The sequence below is a fragment of the Streptomyces araujoniae genome, from assembly GCF_050871195.1.
Lineage (GTDB): Bacteria > Actinomycetota > Actinomycetes > Streptomycetales > Streptomycetaceae > Streptomyces > Streptomyces bacillaris.
Genome location: NZ_CP194070.1, coordinates 4082775 through 4098298, shown reverse-complemented (window position 1 = coordinate 4098298; position 15524 = coordinate 4082775). Strand labels below are relative to the sequence as shown.

Sequence of the window (15524 nt, the reverse complement as noted above, 5' to 3'; positions counted from 1 at the left end):
CCGCACTCCTCGCAGATCACCGCTCACCACCGCCTTCCCCGTCGGGAGGCAGCACGTCAGGAGGCAGCAGCTCCAGCGTGAACCCGACGTGCGCCGGGACCTCCGCACCGATCAGCTCCTCCAGCCGCACCCGGTCCACCGCCCGCCCCGGTCCAGCGGCTCCGCCCACCCGCACCCGTACGGTCACCCAGGGCGGCCCCCCGCCCGGCAGCGGCGTCCCCGGCCCGGTCGACCAGGCCGTGCCCCCGCTCTCGACGATCTCCGGCTCCGTGCCGGTCTCCAGCCGCAGCGCCTCTGCCAGCCCGCCCACCGTCCCGCGCCGGGCGTGCCGGGTGACCGCGCTCCGGACCGCCGCCCTCCGCACCTCCGTCGGGCTGTCCTCGTGCGGCTCCACCGCCACCCACCGGGCCAGCCAGTCCAGGAAGTCGTCCGGGGCGCTGCGCGGGTCCAGGTGGGCGGGCAGGTTGTCGATGGTGAGCAGGACGGGGGCGAGGACGTCGTCCAGGGCGGCCAGGAAGCGCTGGAGGAAGTCCTGCTCCAGGTAGACGGCCGGAAGCTGGTCGATCAGGGGATGCGGCGTCGGCAGCCCCGCCACCCCGAGACGCCCACGCCCGCCCCCGCCCGCACCCGGACGCGCCCCCTCCGCCGAACCGGAACCCGAGCCGAAACCGGAGCCCGTACCCCCGCCCGGCCCCGTACCCCCACCCCCACGCATCCCCTCAGGCCCCCCTCACCCGCAGCTGGTGCTCATAGCTGAAGACCAGCGCGTGCGGGTCCAGCGGGATCTTCGCCGTCGCCTCGGTCCGCTCGCCGGTCACCGGGTCGGCGCGGTAGAGGCGTACGTCCTCCACCAGGTCCACCCCCGGCACCCGCTGGAGCACCGCGAACGCCTCGCCCGACTGGACCGGCCGGCCGAACGGCCACCCCGCACCGGCCGGGCCCCCGGTGAGCGGGTTGAAGTACCCGTACAGCGCGGCCAGCGCACTCTCCCGGACCCGCTCCGCCACCGCGCCGCGCTCCGCCAGCACCCGGGCGACGACCGTGACGCCCTGGTAGAACGGCGGCTCCACGACCAGCCGGGCACCGATCGGGCGGCGGGCGTCCAGGTGGCCCGCGATGAGGGAGAGCGTGTGCGGGGGCGGGACCAGCTCGTCGAACTCGATCCGGCCCTGCTCGTCGCTGCGCCCGGCGGGAACGACCAGCAGCCGCACCCCGCCCGCGGCCTCATCCGCATCCGCCCCCGAGCCCGCTCCCGCTTCCGTACCGGCCCTGATGCAGTGCACCCGGGCCGCGTCCGGGGCGATCTCGCGGGCCAGCAGCTCGTAGTCGTGCGGGACCACCGCCCGGTGCAGGGTGCGCAGGGTCATGGGCCCGCGCACCCGGGCGCTCTCCACGCTCTCCCCGTCCACGCCCCCGAGCGCCGGTCGTCGGTTCTCGACCCGGGCGATGTACGGGATCGAGCTGCGGAGCACCCGGAGGGTGGAGCGGGCGACGTTGCCGCGGAGCCCGCCCCCCGTACGGTAGGAGCGGACGCGCACGGTGGCGCCCTTGACCGGGACGCGGCCGAAGTGGCGTACGGATCCGTCCCGTTCGCGGACGGCGGGTCCGAACTCCACGCGCCCCGAGTTCGGGTCGAGCGTGATGTGCCGGTCCTCCGGGCCGGAGTGCGCGAAGTCGTCCACCCGGGTCCAGCGGGTGGTGTCCGAACCCGTCAGCCCGTCGGACGCCCCGGACGGGTCCGTCACCTCCACCACGAACTCCCCCGGCACCACCGGCGGCCGCGCCACCCGGAACACCTGCCCCGGCACGCCCTCCGCCTGGCCCAGCACCTCGTCCGTGACCGTCTCGGAGTGCTCGGCGGGGACGGTCGCGCCGATGGTGAACGCGGTGATGCCCCGGACGACGGGCGGGGCCATGTACGTCGGCCGGCCCGGCTCCGCCTCGATCAGCCGGCACCGCAGCCAGCCCCCGGTCCGGCGCACGACGGCGGCCGGGACATGGGTCCTCGGGAGGTGGAGGATCAGTTCGCCGGAACGGTTGAAGCCCCCGGTGTCGTCCTTCTCCACCTCGCAGACCGCCCAACTCGCCCCGTCCCAGGCCTCCCAGAGGATCGGCGGCCGTGCCGGGTCGACCCCGACGCCCTCCACCGTGCAGTCCAGCCGGAGCGCCAGGACACCCGCGGGGACGGCGGCCGAGAGACCCACGTACAGGCAGTCGCCGGGGGCGGGGGTGGCGCCGAAGACGGGGATCTCCCGGCCGAGCGTCAGCTCCTCGGTGCGGTCGACGGCCTCGCCGGGCGAGGGCCAGGTGGCGAGGTGGGCGAAAGCGCAGGGCACGATGGTGAGTTGCTCGGAGGTGGTGAAGACGACCGCCTCCTCCGTCTCCGTGCGTACGGTCGCCACCTCCGTGCCCGCCCGCACCACGACCGCTTCCGGACGGGGCGCGGAGAGCCGGAACGTCACCTCGGTGTGGGCGGCGGTCGGCGGGTGGAGCTGGACGCCGATCAGGTCCAGGAAGGTGAGGTAGCTCTTCTCCGGAACCCGGTTCACCCGGTAGACGAGCTGGTCGACCATGGTGGCGAACGCCTCGATCAGCGTCACCCCGGGGTCGGACACGTTGTGGTCGGTCCACTCCGGGCAGCGCTGCTGGACCAGGCGCTTCGCCTCGTCGACCAGCCCCTGGAAGGTGCGGTCGTCCAGCTGCGGGCTGGGCAGGCTCATGCGCCCGTCCCTTCGTCGTCGGGCGGCAGGTCGGGACTCTCGCCGTGCTGCGGGATCACGTAGAAGGGGAAGACGAGGTTGCGCGGGTCGTTGGAGCCCCGCACGGTGTAGCCGATGTCGATGTAGAGCACGCCGTTGTCCGCCTCGTCGAACCGCACCACGACCTCCACCACCTCGATCCGGGGCTCCCACCGCTCCAGCGCGAGCCGTACCTCGTAGGCGAGTTGGCCAGCCGTCCCCGCGTCCGCCGGGGCGAACACGTAGTCGTTGACCGCGCAGCCGAACTCCGGCCGCATCGGCCGCTCACCGGGCGAGGTCGCCAGGATCAGCCGGATCGACTCCTCCAGCTCGTGCTCGCCGCGCACCAGGGCGATCGACCCGGTGGCGTCCGTACGCGGCGGGAATGCCCAGCCCGCGCCGATGAACTGCTGTCCCATGACCTGCCCTTCACCTTCCGATCAGTACGGTCGCGCAGCCGGACACCACCGGGGAGCCGCAGCCCGCCAGGTCCCCGACTCGGGCCGCGGGCCGGCCGCCGATGAGCACGGTGGTGCTGCCGGGCGGGGCGATGGCGGACGGCGGGTGGCCCGCGGGCGAGGAGCACAGGTGGGCCGTGCCGACGGTGGCGGCGGGCCGGCCGCCGATGAGCACGGAGGGCACACCGGGCGGGCCGACCGTGCCGGGGTGGCCGGTGGGGTCGCCGACGCGAGCGGCGGGGGCGGCCCCGGCTGCTGGGGACATGGGCGGAACTCCTTTCCTCGCCTCGCTGCACGGACCGTCAGTTGAGCTTGACCATGGGGGCGTTGACCTCGACCGTGGTGCCGCTGCGGATCCCCGTACGCCGGGTGCCGTCGACCGTGACCTCGCCGCCGCGCACCTGGACCGGGCCGTCCGTGGAGAGGCCCACCGTGCCGTTGCCGCCGTCCAGGGCCACCCCGTTGCGCGAGGTCAGCGTCACGCTGTCACCGGCCAGTTCGAGGGTGCCGCGCCCGGCGTCCAGGACGACCCCGTCGGCCGCGCGGATGGAGACCCGCTCGGTGGCCTCGATGGTCACGGAACCGTCGCTGTTGATGACGATGGCGCCGCCCGTGCGGTCGAGGTCGATGGTGAGCCTGCCGTCACCGGTACGGAGCCGGATGCCCTGGGGGCCGTCGGCCGCGTCCAGCAGCTCCAGCTGGTTGCCGCCCCGGGAGGCGAAGGCACGCCGGTTGACCGCACCGCTGGTGGGGTCGACGAGGGGAACGTCACCGCCCCCCGGCGATCCGCCGCCTCCCCCTCCCGCGAGAACGCCGCCCGGGAGAGCGCCGCCCGCGAGAGCACCACCAGGGCCACCAGGGAGGGCACCACCAGGGCGAGCACCGCCCGCCCCCGGCGCCCCGGCCGCGCCGCCGGCGAGCGATCCGCCACCGGGCGATCCGCCGCCGCCCGGACGGTCCTGCCCGTTGTAGAGCCCGGCGAGCACGTACGGCCGGTCCAGATGCCCGTGCTCGAAGCCGACCAGCACCTCGTCGCCCACTTCGGGGATGAACGCCTCGCCGCCCCCCGTACCGCCGGACTGCGCCGTGCGCGCCCAGTCGCTCGCGTACTCGTCGGAGAGCCACGGAAAGCGCACCTTGACCCGCCCCGAGCCCTCCGGATCCTGGGTGTCGGTCACGGTCCCGCTGACCAGCCCCGCACACCGCGAACCACCGTCCACCGGGCCGGAATCGGTCAGCCCGTACAGCGAGCGCTCCTGCTGCCCCGACACCGTGATCCAGGTCTCGTACCCGCGTACGGCGTCGAAGACATGGCGCGAGGCCGTCACCGTGTACCGGCCCTCGAAGGGCGCGCCCACCGCGTTCAGCGCCACCGCGCTCCCCGCCCGCACCTCCGGATTGCCCCGGATCACCGCCTCCAGCTCCGCGAACGACCCGGCGATCCGCTCGGCCAGCGCCTTCGCCGCCTGGTCGACCTGGGCCTGGGCCCCGTACGCCGCATCCGTCACCACGAACCGGGCCTCCCCGAACGGCGCCGACACCTCCGCCGCCGTCACCCCCAGCTCCAGCGTCGACGACGCACCCGCCGGGGCCCGCCCCACCAGCGGCTGCTTCGCCTGGACGTCCCAGCCGCGCACCTCCACCTCGGAGACCTGCTCGGCCGCCGAGACCCCGGCCCGGCAGCTCAGCAGATTCGCCCCCAACTCCAGGACGAGCGGATCACGTTCGGCGCGCGCCGAGGCGTCCGGGGCGCCGCCTGCCTCGGCCGGCCGGGTGATGTGGAGCTGCCCGTCCCGTACGTAGACCTGAGCGCCCGCCTCCTCCGCCAGCCCGCGCACGAACTCCCAGTCCGTGACGTTGGGTTGGGCGATGTGTTCCAGGACGGGCCCGGCGACGTCGACCGGCCCCGGCTTCAGTCCGGCGCGCTGGGCGACCTGGCCGCAGATGTCGGCCAGGGTCATGTTCTGGTAGCTGGCCACCCGCCGCCCCCGGAAGAGCCGGTGCGACTCGTCGAACCCTCGGACGACGGTGAAGGTCCCGGTCTCGTCCAGCTCCACCTCCAGCGCGGTGACCACGCCCTCCAGCAGCGGGACGGGGGCCGTGGAGCCGCCCGCGCGGGCCAGCAGCCGGGCCTCGGTGCCGATCTTCAGCCCGGCCTGCTCCAGCAGCACCCGGTCCGGGTCGCGGAAGCGGAGGAGGAAGAGGTCGGGGAGCGTACGGCTGTCGTCGACATAGCCCTCGACCAGCGTGTTCACGAACTTCGCGGGCAGCGGCGAGCCGCCGAACTCCACGGCCAGCGCGGTGGACACCCCTTGCTGAGCCATCAGCCGCGCCCCCTGCCGATGCCGGTGCTCGTGACCGAGCCCATGCCGGTACCGGTACTCGTGGCCGTGCCCGTGCCGGTGCCGGTGCCCGCACTCGTGCGCGCACCCCGCCCCGGGCCGGGGGTCCCGCCCCTGGCGCCCCTGAGGCGGGCCAGCTCGTCCAGGGCGGGCAGCAGGAGCTGGGTGCCGGGCGCGAGGCGCATCGGGTCGTCGATCCCGTTCGCCTCCGCGATCACCCGCCAGGCCCCGGCGTCCCCGTACTCCCGGTGGGCCAGCGAGGGCAGCGAGTCGCCGGAGCCGACCCGGTGGACGCGGCGGGCGGCCAGGGCACCCGAGGTCGGGTTCTGCCCCGGGGTCTCGCCGCTGATCTCCTCCATGGTGACCTGACAGACGGCCCGGATCGGCACGCCCGAGGTGGTGAACAGCGTGTACTTGGCAGCGACTTGACTCACGTAACCGGGAAAGCCGGTCAGTCCGCCCCAGTGGAAGACGACCCACGGCGGGGACGAACGCTGCTGCTGCCGGGTCTCGTCCGTCGGCACACAGCACGCGAAGAGCTGCTCCACCGAGGTGACGACCCGGGTGTCCTGGGTGTCGCTGGCGTCGAAGAACATCTCGACGGTGAGCTTGCTGGGCTGCGAACCCTGGTACTCCGGGGGCCCCGCACTCTTCGCCCCCTTCGCCGGGCTCCGTTTCCAGGAAGCCGCCTTGGTCAGGCTCAACTCCTTGGGGTTGAACTGGAAGTCGATCCGCCCGCACGGCCCGCCGGGCGTCAGCCCGCCCCCGGTCGGCGGGGTCCGCAGCTCCAGGTAGGCGTGCTCCAGCTTCGGCCTGGCCGAACCGCCCTTCGCCGCCGACGCCACCCCCGACGTACCGGCCGCGCTGAACGCGATGGGACCCGCACCGCTCATCGCGCTCAGCCCTCCATCACGTAACCGTGGTGGGCGATCTCGATCGTCTCCATCGCCACCTTGGGCGACTCGGGTGTGAAGGACGGCCCGGTCCAGCGCACCGGCACCACCTCCAACAGCCCCCACTGCGCGACCCTTTGACCGTCACCCGTACGCGCCTCGATGTGCGCGGTCTTCCGGCTGAACCCGGTCGTCATCGTGGCGAACCAGCGCGCCACCTTCTCCGTCTCGCGGGTGAGCGGCCGCGACAGCTTCACGTTGGAGTACTTCAGCCGGGTCGGCAGCTGCCACAGATGCCCGTTGTTGCCGCCCTCCTCCCGCGTTTCGAGGACCACTTCGCAGCCGAGGCCCTCACACGTGTTGAACGACCCGAGTTCGATGTCGTCGATCGTCACGACGAAGCAGACGCTGACGGCGGGGTCGCTGTCCTGTGCGGTGGCCATGGCGCGTACCTCCTTCTTCTTCCCGGTCGGTCGGGGGAGCGGGTGTTGGTTCGGTGCCGGGTGCTGATTCGGGGCCGGGTGGCTGCTTCCCTGCCGGATGCCGGGTGCCGGGTTCAGTGCCGGGTGTTGATGAGACGGCCGGCACGCTCACGCTCCAGCCGGAGGTCGTTCCTGAGCAACCGGCTGAGCGGGGCGTAGAGGGCCCGGACCAGCTCGTCGGTGACGGGCGGCGCCGACGCACCCGTGGGGGCGCGCGCTGCCGCTGCCGCATCCGCCGCGGAGTCGCCACCGGGTCCCGTCCAGGGCTCGGCCTCCGTCTCCGCTACGGGATCGGGCTCGGCCACGGGGTCGGGTTCGGGGGGCGGCGGTTCCTCGGCCGCCTCGGCGGCACGCTGGACGACGGGCCGGGAGGTGCCGGTGGGCGGCCGGGGCGTCCCGGTCAGCGGCACGGAGGTCCCGGTGAAGGACGGACCCCCGCCCGCCGCCGGGTTCGGGGCCGCGAAGACCACGCTCCCGTCCGCCATCCGCTGGGCCACCCCGGCGGCCACGGCGACGGCCCCGGCGGTGGGGAACCCGCGCGGACTCCCGCCGCCCCCTGCCACCGGGACCCGCGCCACGGAGGCGGGCACGGGCGGCCCTGCGGTGGCCGCCCGGCGCTGGACGGGTGGTGCGGAGGTGGCACGGGCGGGGGCCAGCGGCACGCCGGGCCCGGAACCCGTACGGAGACCCGCCCCGCCGTCCCACTGGACCGGCACGCCCTCGGACGCAGTGGCGGCGCCAGGCACTGGTGTCCCTGCCTCTGCCCCCGCCTCCGCGCCCGGTCGGACGGCCCGCTGTACGTCAACGTTCTGCGGGACGAGGGGACGGTCTCCCAGCAGCGGCACGACGGGCCCGCCACCGGCGGAAGCGGTCGGGGAAGGAGCATCGACCGCCCGCTGAACAGACCCCCCGGAGTCACCGGCGCCGGCTGAGCCGACCGGCCCGGAAGAACCGGGCGAACCAGGTGAGCCGGGCGAACCCTGGGACACGGCCCCCACCAACGGATCGTCCCCAAGAAGCGGTGCGGCACCTTCGCCGCCCTCGCCCGCCGCCGCCCCGGCATCAGGTGGCGGCTCAGGCGCAACCGGGTCGACAGCGGAAGCGGAGACAGGGCCGGAGGCAGGAGCCGGGGCAGGGCCTTCTGAGGCGACAGGAGCGGCACCGGACGCGGATGCGGCGGCCTGGCGCTGGGCGGTAGGCGGAAGACCAGGCAGGGGCGCCCCCAGCCCAGGCACGCGTCGGCCCGCCGGAGGCACGACCCCCCGCTGAACATCGACACTCCGGGCCGGGCCCTCAGACGCAACCGTCGGCCCAGAGGCGGAGGCAGGCCCGGACGCGGAAACCTCCACCCCGACGTCCCGCTCCCCCACCAGACGCCGTACGGGCAACTCCTCCCCGCCCCCGAGGCCGCTCTCCGCCCCGGCGGCGGACGTCAGGGCCGGAACGTCACCCCCGTACAACCGCTGTACGGGTACGGGTACGGGCAGCGCGGCGGGCACGGCCACCGCCCCCGGAACACCCCCGCCCCCGCCCACCCGAGGCCCGAAGAAGGTGACGGCCCCCTCCCGTAACGGCATCTCCACCGCCCGCTGAGCCACCGAAGCCGATGCCACCCCAGCCCCCGGCGCCGCTCCCTCCACCACACCGACCCCGCGAAGGAGCCCTCCAGGGGCGTCCGGACTCACCAGATGCCCCAGCGGCCGCCCCAGCGCGGTGTCCTGCCGAGTGGTGAGCGAAGCCTCGAACTCCATTGATGCGAAGGTCAGTTGCTGTGCGCTCACCACACGCTGAAGCGGCGCCAGCCGGTTCACGTCAACGCGCTCACGACGGTCGGCACCGACAGACGCACCGGCATCACCGCCGGAGCGAACGCCACCGGAGCGAGCACCAAGGCCGCCCCGCAGCCAGGACATCAGTCCCATACCCCTCGACCCTCCTCCCCGCCTACTGCCCGTTGAGGCGGGCGACCTGGGCGACGAACTTCAGGCGTTCCGGATGTTCCAGATCCAGCAGGTCGTCCAGCGGCCAGTGGAAGTGGTAGGCGAGGTACGCGACTTCCTCGTAGAGCAGGTCGGCCGCGTACGTCACGATTCCCCCAGGCGGCCACCGGCGAGATTCACCGCGAACTCCTCGTCGCAGGCGGGGCAGGTGACGGCGGCCCGAGTGTGCCCCTCGGCGTTGACGCGGCGGTAGAAGTCCTGGAGGAAGGCCAGGTCGGAGGCGAACAGGTCCTCGATGACGCCCGGGTGGATGTCCTCGACCGTGCCGATGCGGGTGACGACCCGGGAGATGAGGATCACCGACAGATACGCCGAGTTCTCGCGCACCCGGTCGTCCCGGAGCGGGACCAGCTCGTCGCGGGCGGTGGCGAGGCGCATCACGCCCGTACGGTGGACGGTGCCGGACTCGTCGACGTAACCGCGCGGCAGCTCGAAGGTGAACTCGGTCCGCAGTGGCTCCTGTTGGCGTACGCCGACACCGCCGCGCCCGCCCTCGGCCCGCTGCTCGGACGAGGGCCCCGGGAACTCGACCGCCCGGCGCATCAGTCGAGTTCCATGCTCTCGTAGGTGATGGCCAGCTTCTCCGTGAGCACCGAGGTGTCACCGGCCTTGAGCGTGCCGATCTCCAGGGACTTGGGCCAGGCGTTGATGAGCTTGTAGCGCTTGATGGGCAGGCCCTCGTAGTCGTAGACGATGACGGCGCCGTTGCGGCGGGCGTTCGTCATGCGGCCGAACCGCGAGTCCTTGATCCAGCGTTCGAAGCTGTTGTCCTCGGTGAGGCCACGCGTCACGGTGACCTCGCCGGCCTTGGGGCGGCCGGGCAGCTTCTTGATGGCGTACTTGCCGTCGGCGGTGTTCTGCTTCAGCTCGATGACGTCCTGCTCCATCTTCAGACCGCTGACCTCGGTGATCTGCTTGATGATGACGCTGTCGAATTCGAGGCCGAAGGAATGCCCGACGGAGCTGTCGAGGTCGGGAAGGGGCACAGCGGACTCCTCACACCAGGCTCGGGTACGGGCTGTCACTCATCGATGCCGCCGCTGCCGCCCGCGCCACCGGTCAGCTGGGAGAGCCGGAAGACGACGAACTCGGCCGGTCTGACGGGGGCGACACCGATCTCGCAGATGACCTGACCCGCGTCGATGCTCTCGGGCGGGTTGGTCTCGCGGTCGCACTTCACGTAGAACGCCTCCTCGGGCGTCAGCCCGAACAGCGACCCCTTCCGCCACTCGTTGACCAGGAACGCCGATACCGTCCGCCGGACACGGGCCCAGAGCGCGTCGTCGTTCGGCTCGAAGACGACCCACTGGGTACCGGCGAGGATCGACTCCTCCAGGTAGTTGAAGAGCCGGCGGACGTTGAGGTACCGCCAGGCCGGGTCGGAGGCGAGCGTGCGCGCTCCCCATACGCGGATGCCGCGGCCGGGGAAGGAGCGGATGCAGTTCAGCCCGATCGGGTTGAGCAGGTCGTGCTCGCCCTTGGTCAGCCGGGTGGCCAACGCGACGGCTCCGCGCACGACTTCGTTGGCGGGGGCCTTGTGCACCCCGCGCGCGTCGTCGTTGCGCGCCCACACCCCGGCGATGTGCCCGCTGGGCGGTACGAGGGTGGCGCGGCCGGAGGCGGGGTCGGCGACGCTGATCCACGGGTAGTAGAGGGTGGCGTACTTGGAGTCGAAGTTGGCCTGCTCGGTGCGCCAGCCCCGGATCTGCTGCGGGGTGAGTCCGGGCGGCGGGTCGAGGATCGCGATGCGGTCGCCCATCAACTCGCAGTGGGCGATGATCCCTTGCTGGACGGCGACGACCGACTCCAGGTCCAGCAGCCCGCGCTCGTACGCGCTCATCAGATCGGGCACCGCGACCATGGTGACCTCTTCGACCGCTTCGAGGCCGCCGAGCCCGGTGCGGCGGTCGGCATCACCGACGTACGCCTCCGGGGCCAGCGCACCGGCACCGCCGGCGGCCGGGGCGGCGGGGGCGAGGGTGACCGTCTGCGGTTCGGGCGCGGCGGGGGCGGCGCCGCGGCCCGACTCCCGTACCTCGATCAGTTCGGAGCGGGCGTTGACGCGGGTGGCGACGTTCTCCTTGCTGCGCTTGGTGGTGACGGAGGGGTACGTCTCCGCGACCTGGCCGTCCCGCCTGATGATGAACTGGAAGACGTCGGCGGGCGGGTCGTCGCCCTCCACCGGGGCCACTTCGACGGTGATCTCACCGGTGACGCCGGGCCGGGGGCGTACGGCGTAGGGTCCGACCTGCGCCTCGGCACCGGCGGGCAGCTCACCGGCGGGCGCCCCGCTCTCCCCCGCCTCCTCCACTTCCCCCGCGGGGGCGTCCCCGATACGCACGACGTAACAGATGCCGCCGCCGTTGGCGAAGAAGCCGTAGACGGCGGAGGCGAGGTAGGCGCCGTCGACGAAGTCGCCGAACGTGGCGATGAACTGGCTCCAGTTGGTGATCAGCGTCGGCTCGTCGAGCGGCCCCTTCTGGGCGAAGCCGACGAAGGCGGCGACCGAGGTGCCCACCCCTTCGATCGGCCGGGATCCGGACTCGACCTCTTCGACGTAGACGCCGGGGGACAGGTACGACGGCATAGGGCCTCTCCTCGACACACTCCTGGCTCTGCGCTGCGCGACGCCCGTCATTCTCGCCACCGGATCGATCACCGGGAACGGACGCTCGGCCGCCCTGCCGCGCATCGGGGGCTGCCCGATGAGGCAACCCGGCGGCTCCGACCGACCTGCCACCGCCTGCCCCGAGGACGGCCCGGGTGCGCTCGGCGGGCCTCCGACGCCGCCGCCACCCTGGCAAGGCAGGCACCACGTCCGGGCAGGCCCATGGCTGGCGGGAGGGGCGCATGAAGGCGGTTCCGGAGCAGCCGTCACCCGCGCCCGCGCACCGGGAGACCGCACAGCGTGCGGAGCCTGCCCACACGGACGCACCGACCGAGGCACACCCCCGCACCACCGCCACCGCCACCAGCACGGCTACAACCGGACCCCCCATCACCGCGGGCACGGCGACGGCGGCCCCCACCCAGGACCGCCGCCGCATCCAGCAACTCCAGCGCCTGGCCGGCAACGCGGCGGTCTCCCGCCTGGTGGCCCAGCGCTACACGGCCCCGGTGAAGCCGCCCCCCGCCCAGTCCCCCCGCTTCCGCGCGGTGAAGGCGGACGTAGCGGCGAAGAGGACGAAGCTCGCCGCCCACGCCCCGCCCGCGGCGGAGTCGAAGGCCTCCCAGGACGCGGCGGTGGCACCGCCGGACGACAAGGTGGCACAGGGCAAGGCGGCGAACGCCGAGAAGATGAACGCGGCGAAGCCCGGGGAGTTCGACAAGAAGGCGTTCGTCGACGCGGTGAACAAGGCGATCGACGCGCAGGCCCCCAAGAACCTCGACGAAGCCGACAAGTTCGCCGGGTCCGGCAAGGCCGAGCAGGTCAGGGCGGAGGTCGACGGAAAGGTCACCGACGGCAAGGAGTCCTCCGCCAAGGACATCGAGACGGCGACGAAGGCCCCGCCCGACACCTCGGCCGCCCAGGAGAAGGCCGTCACCCCGCTCGCCCCCGACCGTCCCCCCGCCGACCCCGGCGCCCCCTCCGCCACGGACGCGGTGCCCGAGAAGCAGCCGGCGGCGGTCACGGACTTCTCGGAGGGCCCCGCCGCCAACGAGAAGGCGATGGCGGACGCGGAGGTCACCGAGGAACAGCTCGCCAGGAGCAACGAACCGGAGTTCACGGAGGCGCTCTCCGCGAAGAGGACGGCCGAGACGGACGCGGCGAAGGCCCCGGCAAAGGGCCAGGCGGCGGAGAACACGCAGCTCTCGGCGGCCAAGGCGAACGCGGCAGCGTCGGGCGCCCAGGCGATGACGGCCTTGACCGCAACAAGATCAGCCGCAGGCAAGCAGGTCGACGGCGGCAAGAACGACACGAAATCCAAGGACGAAAAGAAGCGGGCCGAGGTCACGGCGAAGCTCCAGAAGGTCTACGACGCCACGAAGAAGGACGTGGAGGAGACGCTCTCCGGCCTGGACAGGAAGGTCGACACGGCGTTCACGTCCGGGGAGAAGGCGGCCAGGGACGCGTTCACGGCGGACCACAAGAGCCGGATGAAGAAGTACAAGGACAAGCGGTACTCCGGCCTCAGGGGCAAGGCCCGCTGGGTCAAGGACAAGTTCACCGGCCTCCCCAAGGAGGCCAACGACCTCTACCAGGAGTCCCGCAAGCTCTACGTCTCCCGCATGCAGACGGTGATCTCCTCGGTGGCCGACCTGATCGGTGCCGAACTGGGCAGGGCGAAGGCCCGCATAGCCAAGGGCCGTAAGGAGCTGAAGGCGGAGGTCGACCGACTCCCCACGGACCTGCGCCAGTTCGGCGAGGAAGCGGCGAAGGACTTCGCGGGCAAGTTCGACGACCTGGAAGCAACGGTCGACGAGAAGTCGGAACAGCTGGTCCAGGACCTGGCCCAGAAGTACACGGCGGCGCTGAACAAGATCGACGAGGAGATCACGAAGCTCCAGGAGGCCAACAAGGGCCTGATCGACAAGGCGAAGGACGCCATCGCCGGGGTCATCAGGACGATCAACGAGCTGAAGAACCTCCTCCTCGGCATCCTCGCCAAGGCCGCCTCCGCGATCATGAAGATCATCAAGGACCCGATCGGCTTCCTGGGCAACCTGGTGACGGCGGTGGGCGCGGGCCTGAACCTGTTCATCACGAACATCGCGGACCACCTGAAGACGGGCCTGGTCTCCTGGCTCCTGGGCACGGCGGTGAAGGCGGGCCTGGACCTCCCGGCGAGGTTCGACCTCAAGGGCATCATCCACCTGATAGGCGGCCTCCTGGGCCTGACCTGGGACAGCATCCGGACCCGCATCACCCGCAAGGGCGTCCCCGACGAGGCGATGTCCAAGGTGGAGACGTCGGTCCCGGTAGCCGCCTCCCTGGCCCGCGAAGGCCCGGCCGGCGCGACCAAGGAGATTCAGGCCGAGACGGGCGACCTCAAGTCGACGATCCTCGGCAAGCTGACGACCTACCTGATCCCCACGGTCCTCATCGCGGGCATCACCTGGATCATCTCCCTCCTGAACCCCGCGTCGGCCTTCGTCCGCGCGGTCAAGGGAATCATCGACATCGTCACGTTCGTCGTGACGCAGGGCGCCCAGATAGCGGACTTCGTCAACGCGGTCCTGGACGCGGTCATAGCGATAGCCAACGGCGCCCAGGCCGGCGTCCCCAAGCTCATAGAAGCCGCCCTGGCCACCAGCGTCCCCCTCCTGATCGGCTTCCTCGCCGCCCTCCTCGGCATCGGCGGCCTCGCCAACAAGGTCAAGTCGGTCTTCCAGTCGGTCTCCCGCCCGGTCACGCGAGCCATCGACAAGCTCGTCGACTTCATCGCCAAGAAAGGCAGGGCGCTCTGGAACAAGCACAAGGGCGACAAAGGAAAGGCTGGCCCGGATAAAAGGAAGCCGGGCGAGGGCCGCCCCCTGGATCCGAACTGGGAAACCGTCAATTTCTCTGCGAGCGGGCACGGGCATCGACTCTTCGTCGTGGCGGCCGGGACCAAGGCGACGCTGATGGTCGCCAGCACGGAACAGCCGGTTGCGAACTACCTCAACCACGTGCTCACCGACGAAACGACTCGCTCCGAGACCAAACAGAAGGCTCAGGAAGCGCTCCAGTTGGCGACCACCGCTGGGAGTCAGGCGAACGACATCGCGAAGCTCGCGGCACACGTTCCCGAGAAGAAGGAAGTGGCGTCCAGGCAGAAGATGTCCAAGGAGCAGGCAGAGCTCTCCGGCGACCAGAGAAAGCTCGCCGACTTACTCAAAGGAATCTTCGAACAGAAGAACTCTATCGAGCCCTGGCTCGGCAAACCCGTCGCTAACGTACCGAAAGGACTACTCGGATACGACGTACGGCCGGACAGCGGAACCTTCCTGTACGGCGGCACCTACTCATTCCTGCAGATTCAACGCGCAGGCGGATTCGGGTCGGCTGACAAAAACAGCTTCCCGATGGTGCACGTCAACACGGACGAAAACGTTCAGAAGGGTGCAGGAATCCTACGGGCCGACATGGAGGTAATCAAGGCGTACCGCGCCGAGATCGCCGCCCACCAGGACAAGCTGAAGGACGACGAAGCTGACGAAGCCCCGGATCTCGAGGGCAATCCTGATGGTCTCGCGAACCAGCTCGAGAAGGGAGCAAACAAGAAGCGGCCATTCAACATGGGGATCCGCAAGCAGATGGAAGCCATCGTGGACTTCCTTCGGAAGGGTGAACTTCTCACCGGAGTCGAGGTGAAAGTCGGGAAGAAACGTATCGACTACACTGCCCGGATGAGCATCAATGGCAAGACGCAGCATGTCATGATTGAGTACAAGCACGTGACCGGCACGCTCAGCAGCGAACGCCGCTCCGAGCTAATAGCCAAGCTGACGGCTCAGCTTACCGGCCAGATAGAAGGCGGTCGCAGAAAGTACACCAGCCACATCATCGAATGGCCCGAGTTCAGCGGCCTCGACGCACGCTCACAGACAGCGTTTCGTGAAGTCATCGAGGATGCCGTGAAATTGGGTAAGGGTGTGGGCGTCGACGTTAGATGGAACGGGTGACGGCT

13 protein-coding genes are annotated in these 15524 nt (G+C 71.5%); 1 reads left to right on the top strand and 12 read right to left on the bottom strand.

The features are described 5' to 3' along the window. Window positions 1–16: 16 nt before the first annotated feature. The 12 genes from ACQ9ZG_RS17425 to ACQ9ZG_RS17370 form a co-directional block, all read right to left on the bottom strand. Window positions 17–595 (bottom strand): phage tail protein, encoded by a 579-nt coding sequence (locus tag ACQ9ZG_RS17425; RefSeq protein ID WP_499280797.1) that lies wholly within the window; start codon window positions 593–595, stop codon window positions 17–19. Between the two features lie 124 nt (window positions 596–719). Next, window positions 720–2720, bottom strand: coding sequence for a putative baseplate assembly protein (locus ACQ9ZG_RS17420; RefSeq protein ID WP_499280796.1), 2001 nt, complete (start codon window positions 2718–2720; stop codon window positions 720–722). Next, window positions 2717–3157, bottom strand: a complete 441-nt coding sequence (locus tag ACQ9ZG_RS17415; RefSeq protein WP_018488492.1) for a GPW/gp25 family protein — start codon at window positions 3155–3157, stop codon at window positions 2717–2719. Before ACQ9ZG_RS17415 ends, ACQ9ZG_RS17420 begins: the two co-directional genes overlap by 4 nt. 10 nt (window positions 3158–3167) lie before the next feature. Next, window positions 3168–3461 (bottom strand): PAAR domain-containing protein, encoded by a 294-nt coding sequence (locus ACQ9ZG_RS17410; protein ID WP_386694978.1) that lies wholly within the window; start codon window positions 3459–3461, stop codon window positions 3168–3170. Window positions 3462–3498: 37 nt separating this feature from the next. After that, window positions 3499–5520 (bottom strand): VgrG-related protein, encoded by a 2022-nt coding sequence (locus ACQ9ZG_RS17405; RefSeq protein ID WP_109917620.1) that lies wholly within the window; start codon window positions 5518–5520, stop codon window positions 3499–3501. Beyond that, entirely contained in the window at window positions 5520–6431 is a 912-nt protein-coding gene (locus ACQ9ZG_RS17400) for a CIS tube protein (RefSeq protein ID WP_499280794.1), read from the bottom strand. The genes ACQ9ZG_RS17405 and ACQ9ZG_RS17400 overlap by 1 nt, the downstream gene beginning before the upstream one ends. A 5-nt stretch (window positions 6432–6436) precedes the next feature. Continuing rightward, on the bottom strand, window positions 6437–6874 hold the full coding sequence (locus tag ACQ9ZG_RS17395) for a phage tail protein (RefSeq protein WP_109914406.1): 438 nt from the start codon (window positions 6872–6874) through the stop codon (window positions 6437–6439). A gap of 113 nt (window positions 6875–6987) precedes the next feature. Next, complete coding sequence (locus tag ACQ9ZG_RS17390) at window positions 6988–7659, bottom strand: hypothetical protein (RefSeq protein ID WP_499280792.1); 672 nt, start codon at window positions 7657–7659, stop codon at window positions 6988–6990. Between the two features lie 1198 nt (window positions 7660–8857). Continuing rightward, window positions 8858–9001, bottom strand: a complete 144-nt coding sequence (locus tag ACQ9ZG_RS17385; protein WP_018099790.1) for a DUF6760 family protein — start codon at window positions 8999–9001, stop codon at window positions 8858–8860. After that, window positions 8998–9456: a hypothetical protein gene (locus ACQ9ZG_RS17380; RefSeq protein WP_109914731.1), complete on the bottom strand. Its 459-nt coding sequence runs from the start codon at window positions 9454–9456 to the stop codon at window positions 8998–9000. The genes ACQ9ZG_RS17385 and ACQ9ZG_RS17380 overlap by 4 nt, the downstream gene beginning before the upstream one ends. Continuing rightward, a complete protein-coding gene (locus ACQ9ZG_RS17375; protein WP_018488498.1) occupies window positions 9456–9899 on the bottom strand; it encodes a phage tail protein in 444 nt (147 codons plus the stop codon). Before ACQ9ZG_RS17375 ends, ACQ9ZG_RS17380 begins: the two co-directional genes overlap by 1 nt. A gap of 35 nt (window positions 9900–9934) precedes the next feature. Then, window positions 9935–11500: a phage tail sheath family protein gene (locus ACQ9ZG_RS17370; protein ID WP_109914730.1), complete on the bottom strand. Its 1566-nt coding sequence runs from the start codon at window positions 11498–11500 to the stop codon at window positions 9935–9937. A gap of 263 nt (window positions 11501–11763) precedes the next feature. Between ACQ9ZG_RS17370 and ACQ9ZG_RS17365 the strand changes: the two genes are divergently transcribed. Beyond that, entirely contained in the window at window positions 11764–15519 is a 3756-nt protein-coding gene (locus ACQ9ZG_RS17365; protein WP_258312033.1) for a hypothetical protein, read from the top strand. Window positions 15520–15524 lie beyond the last annotated feature (5 nt).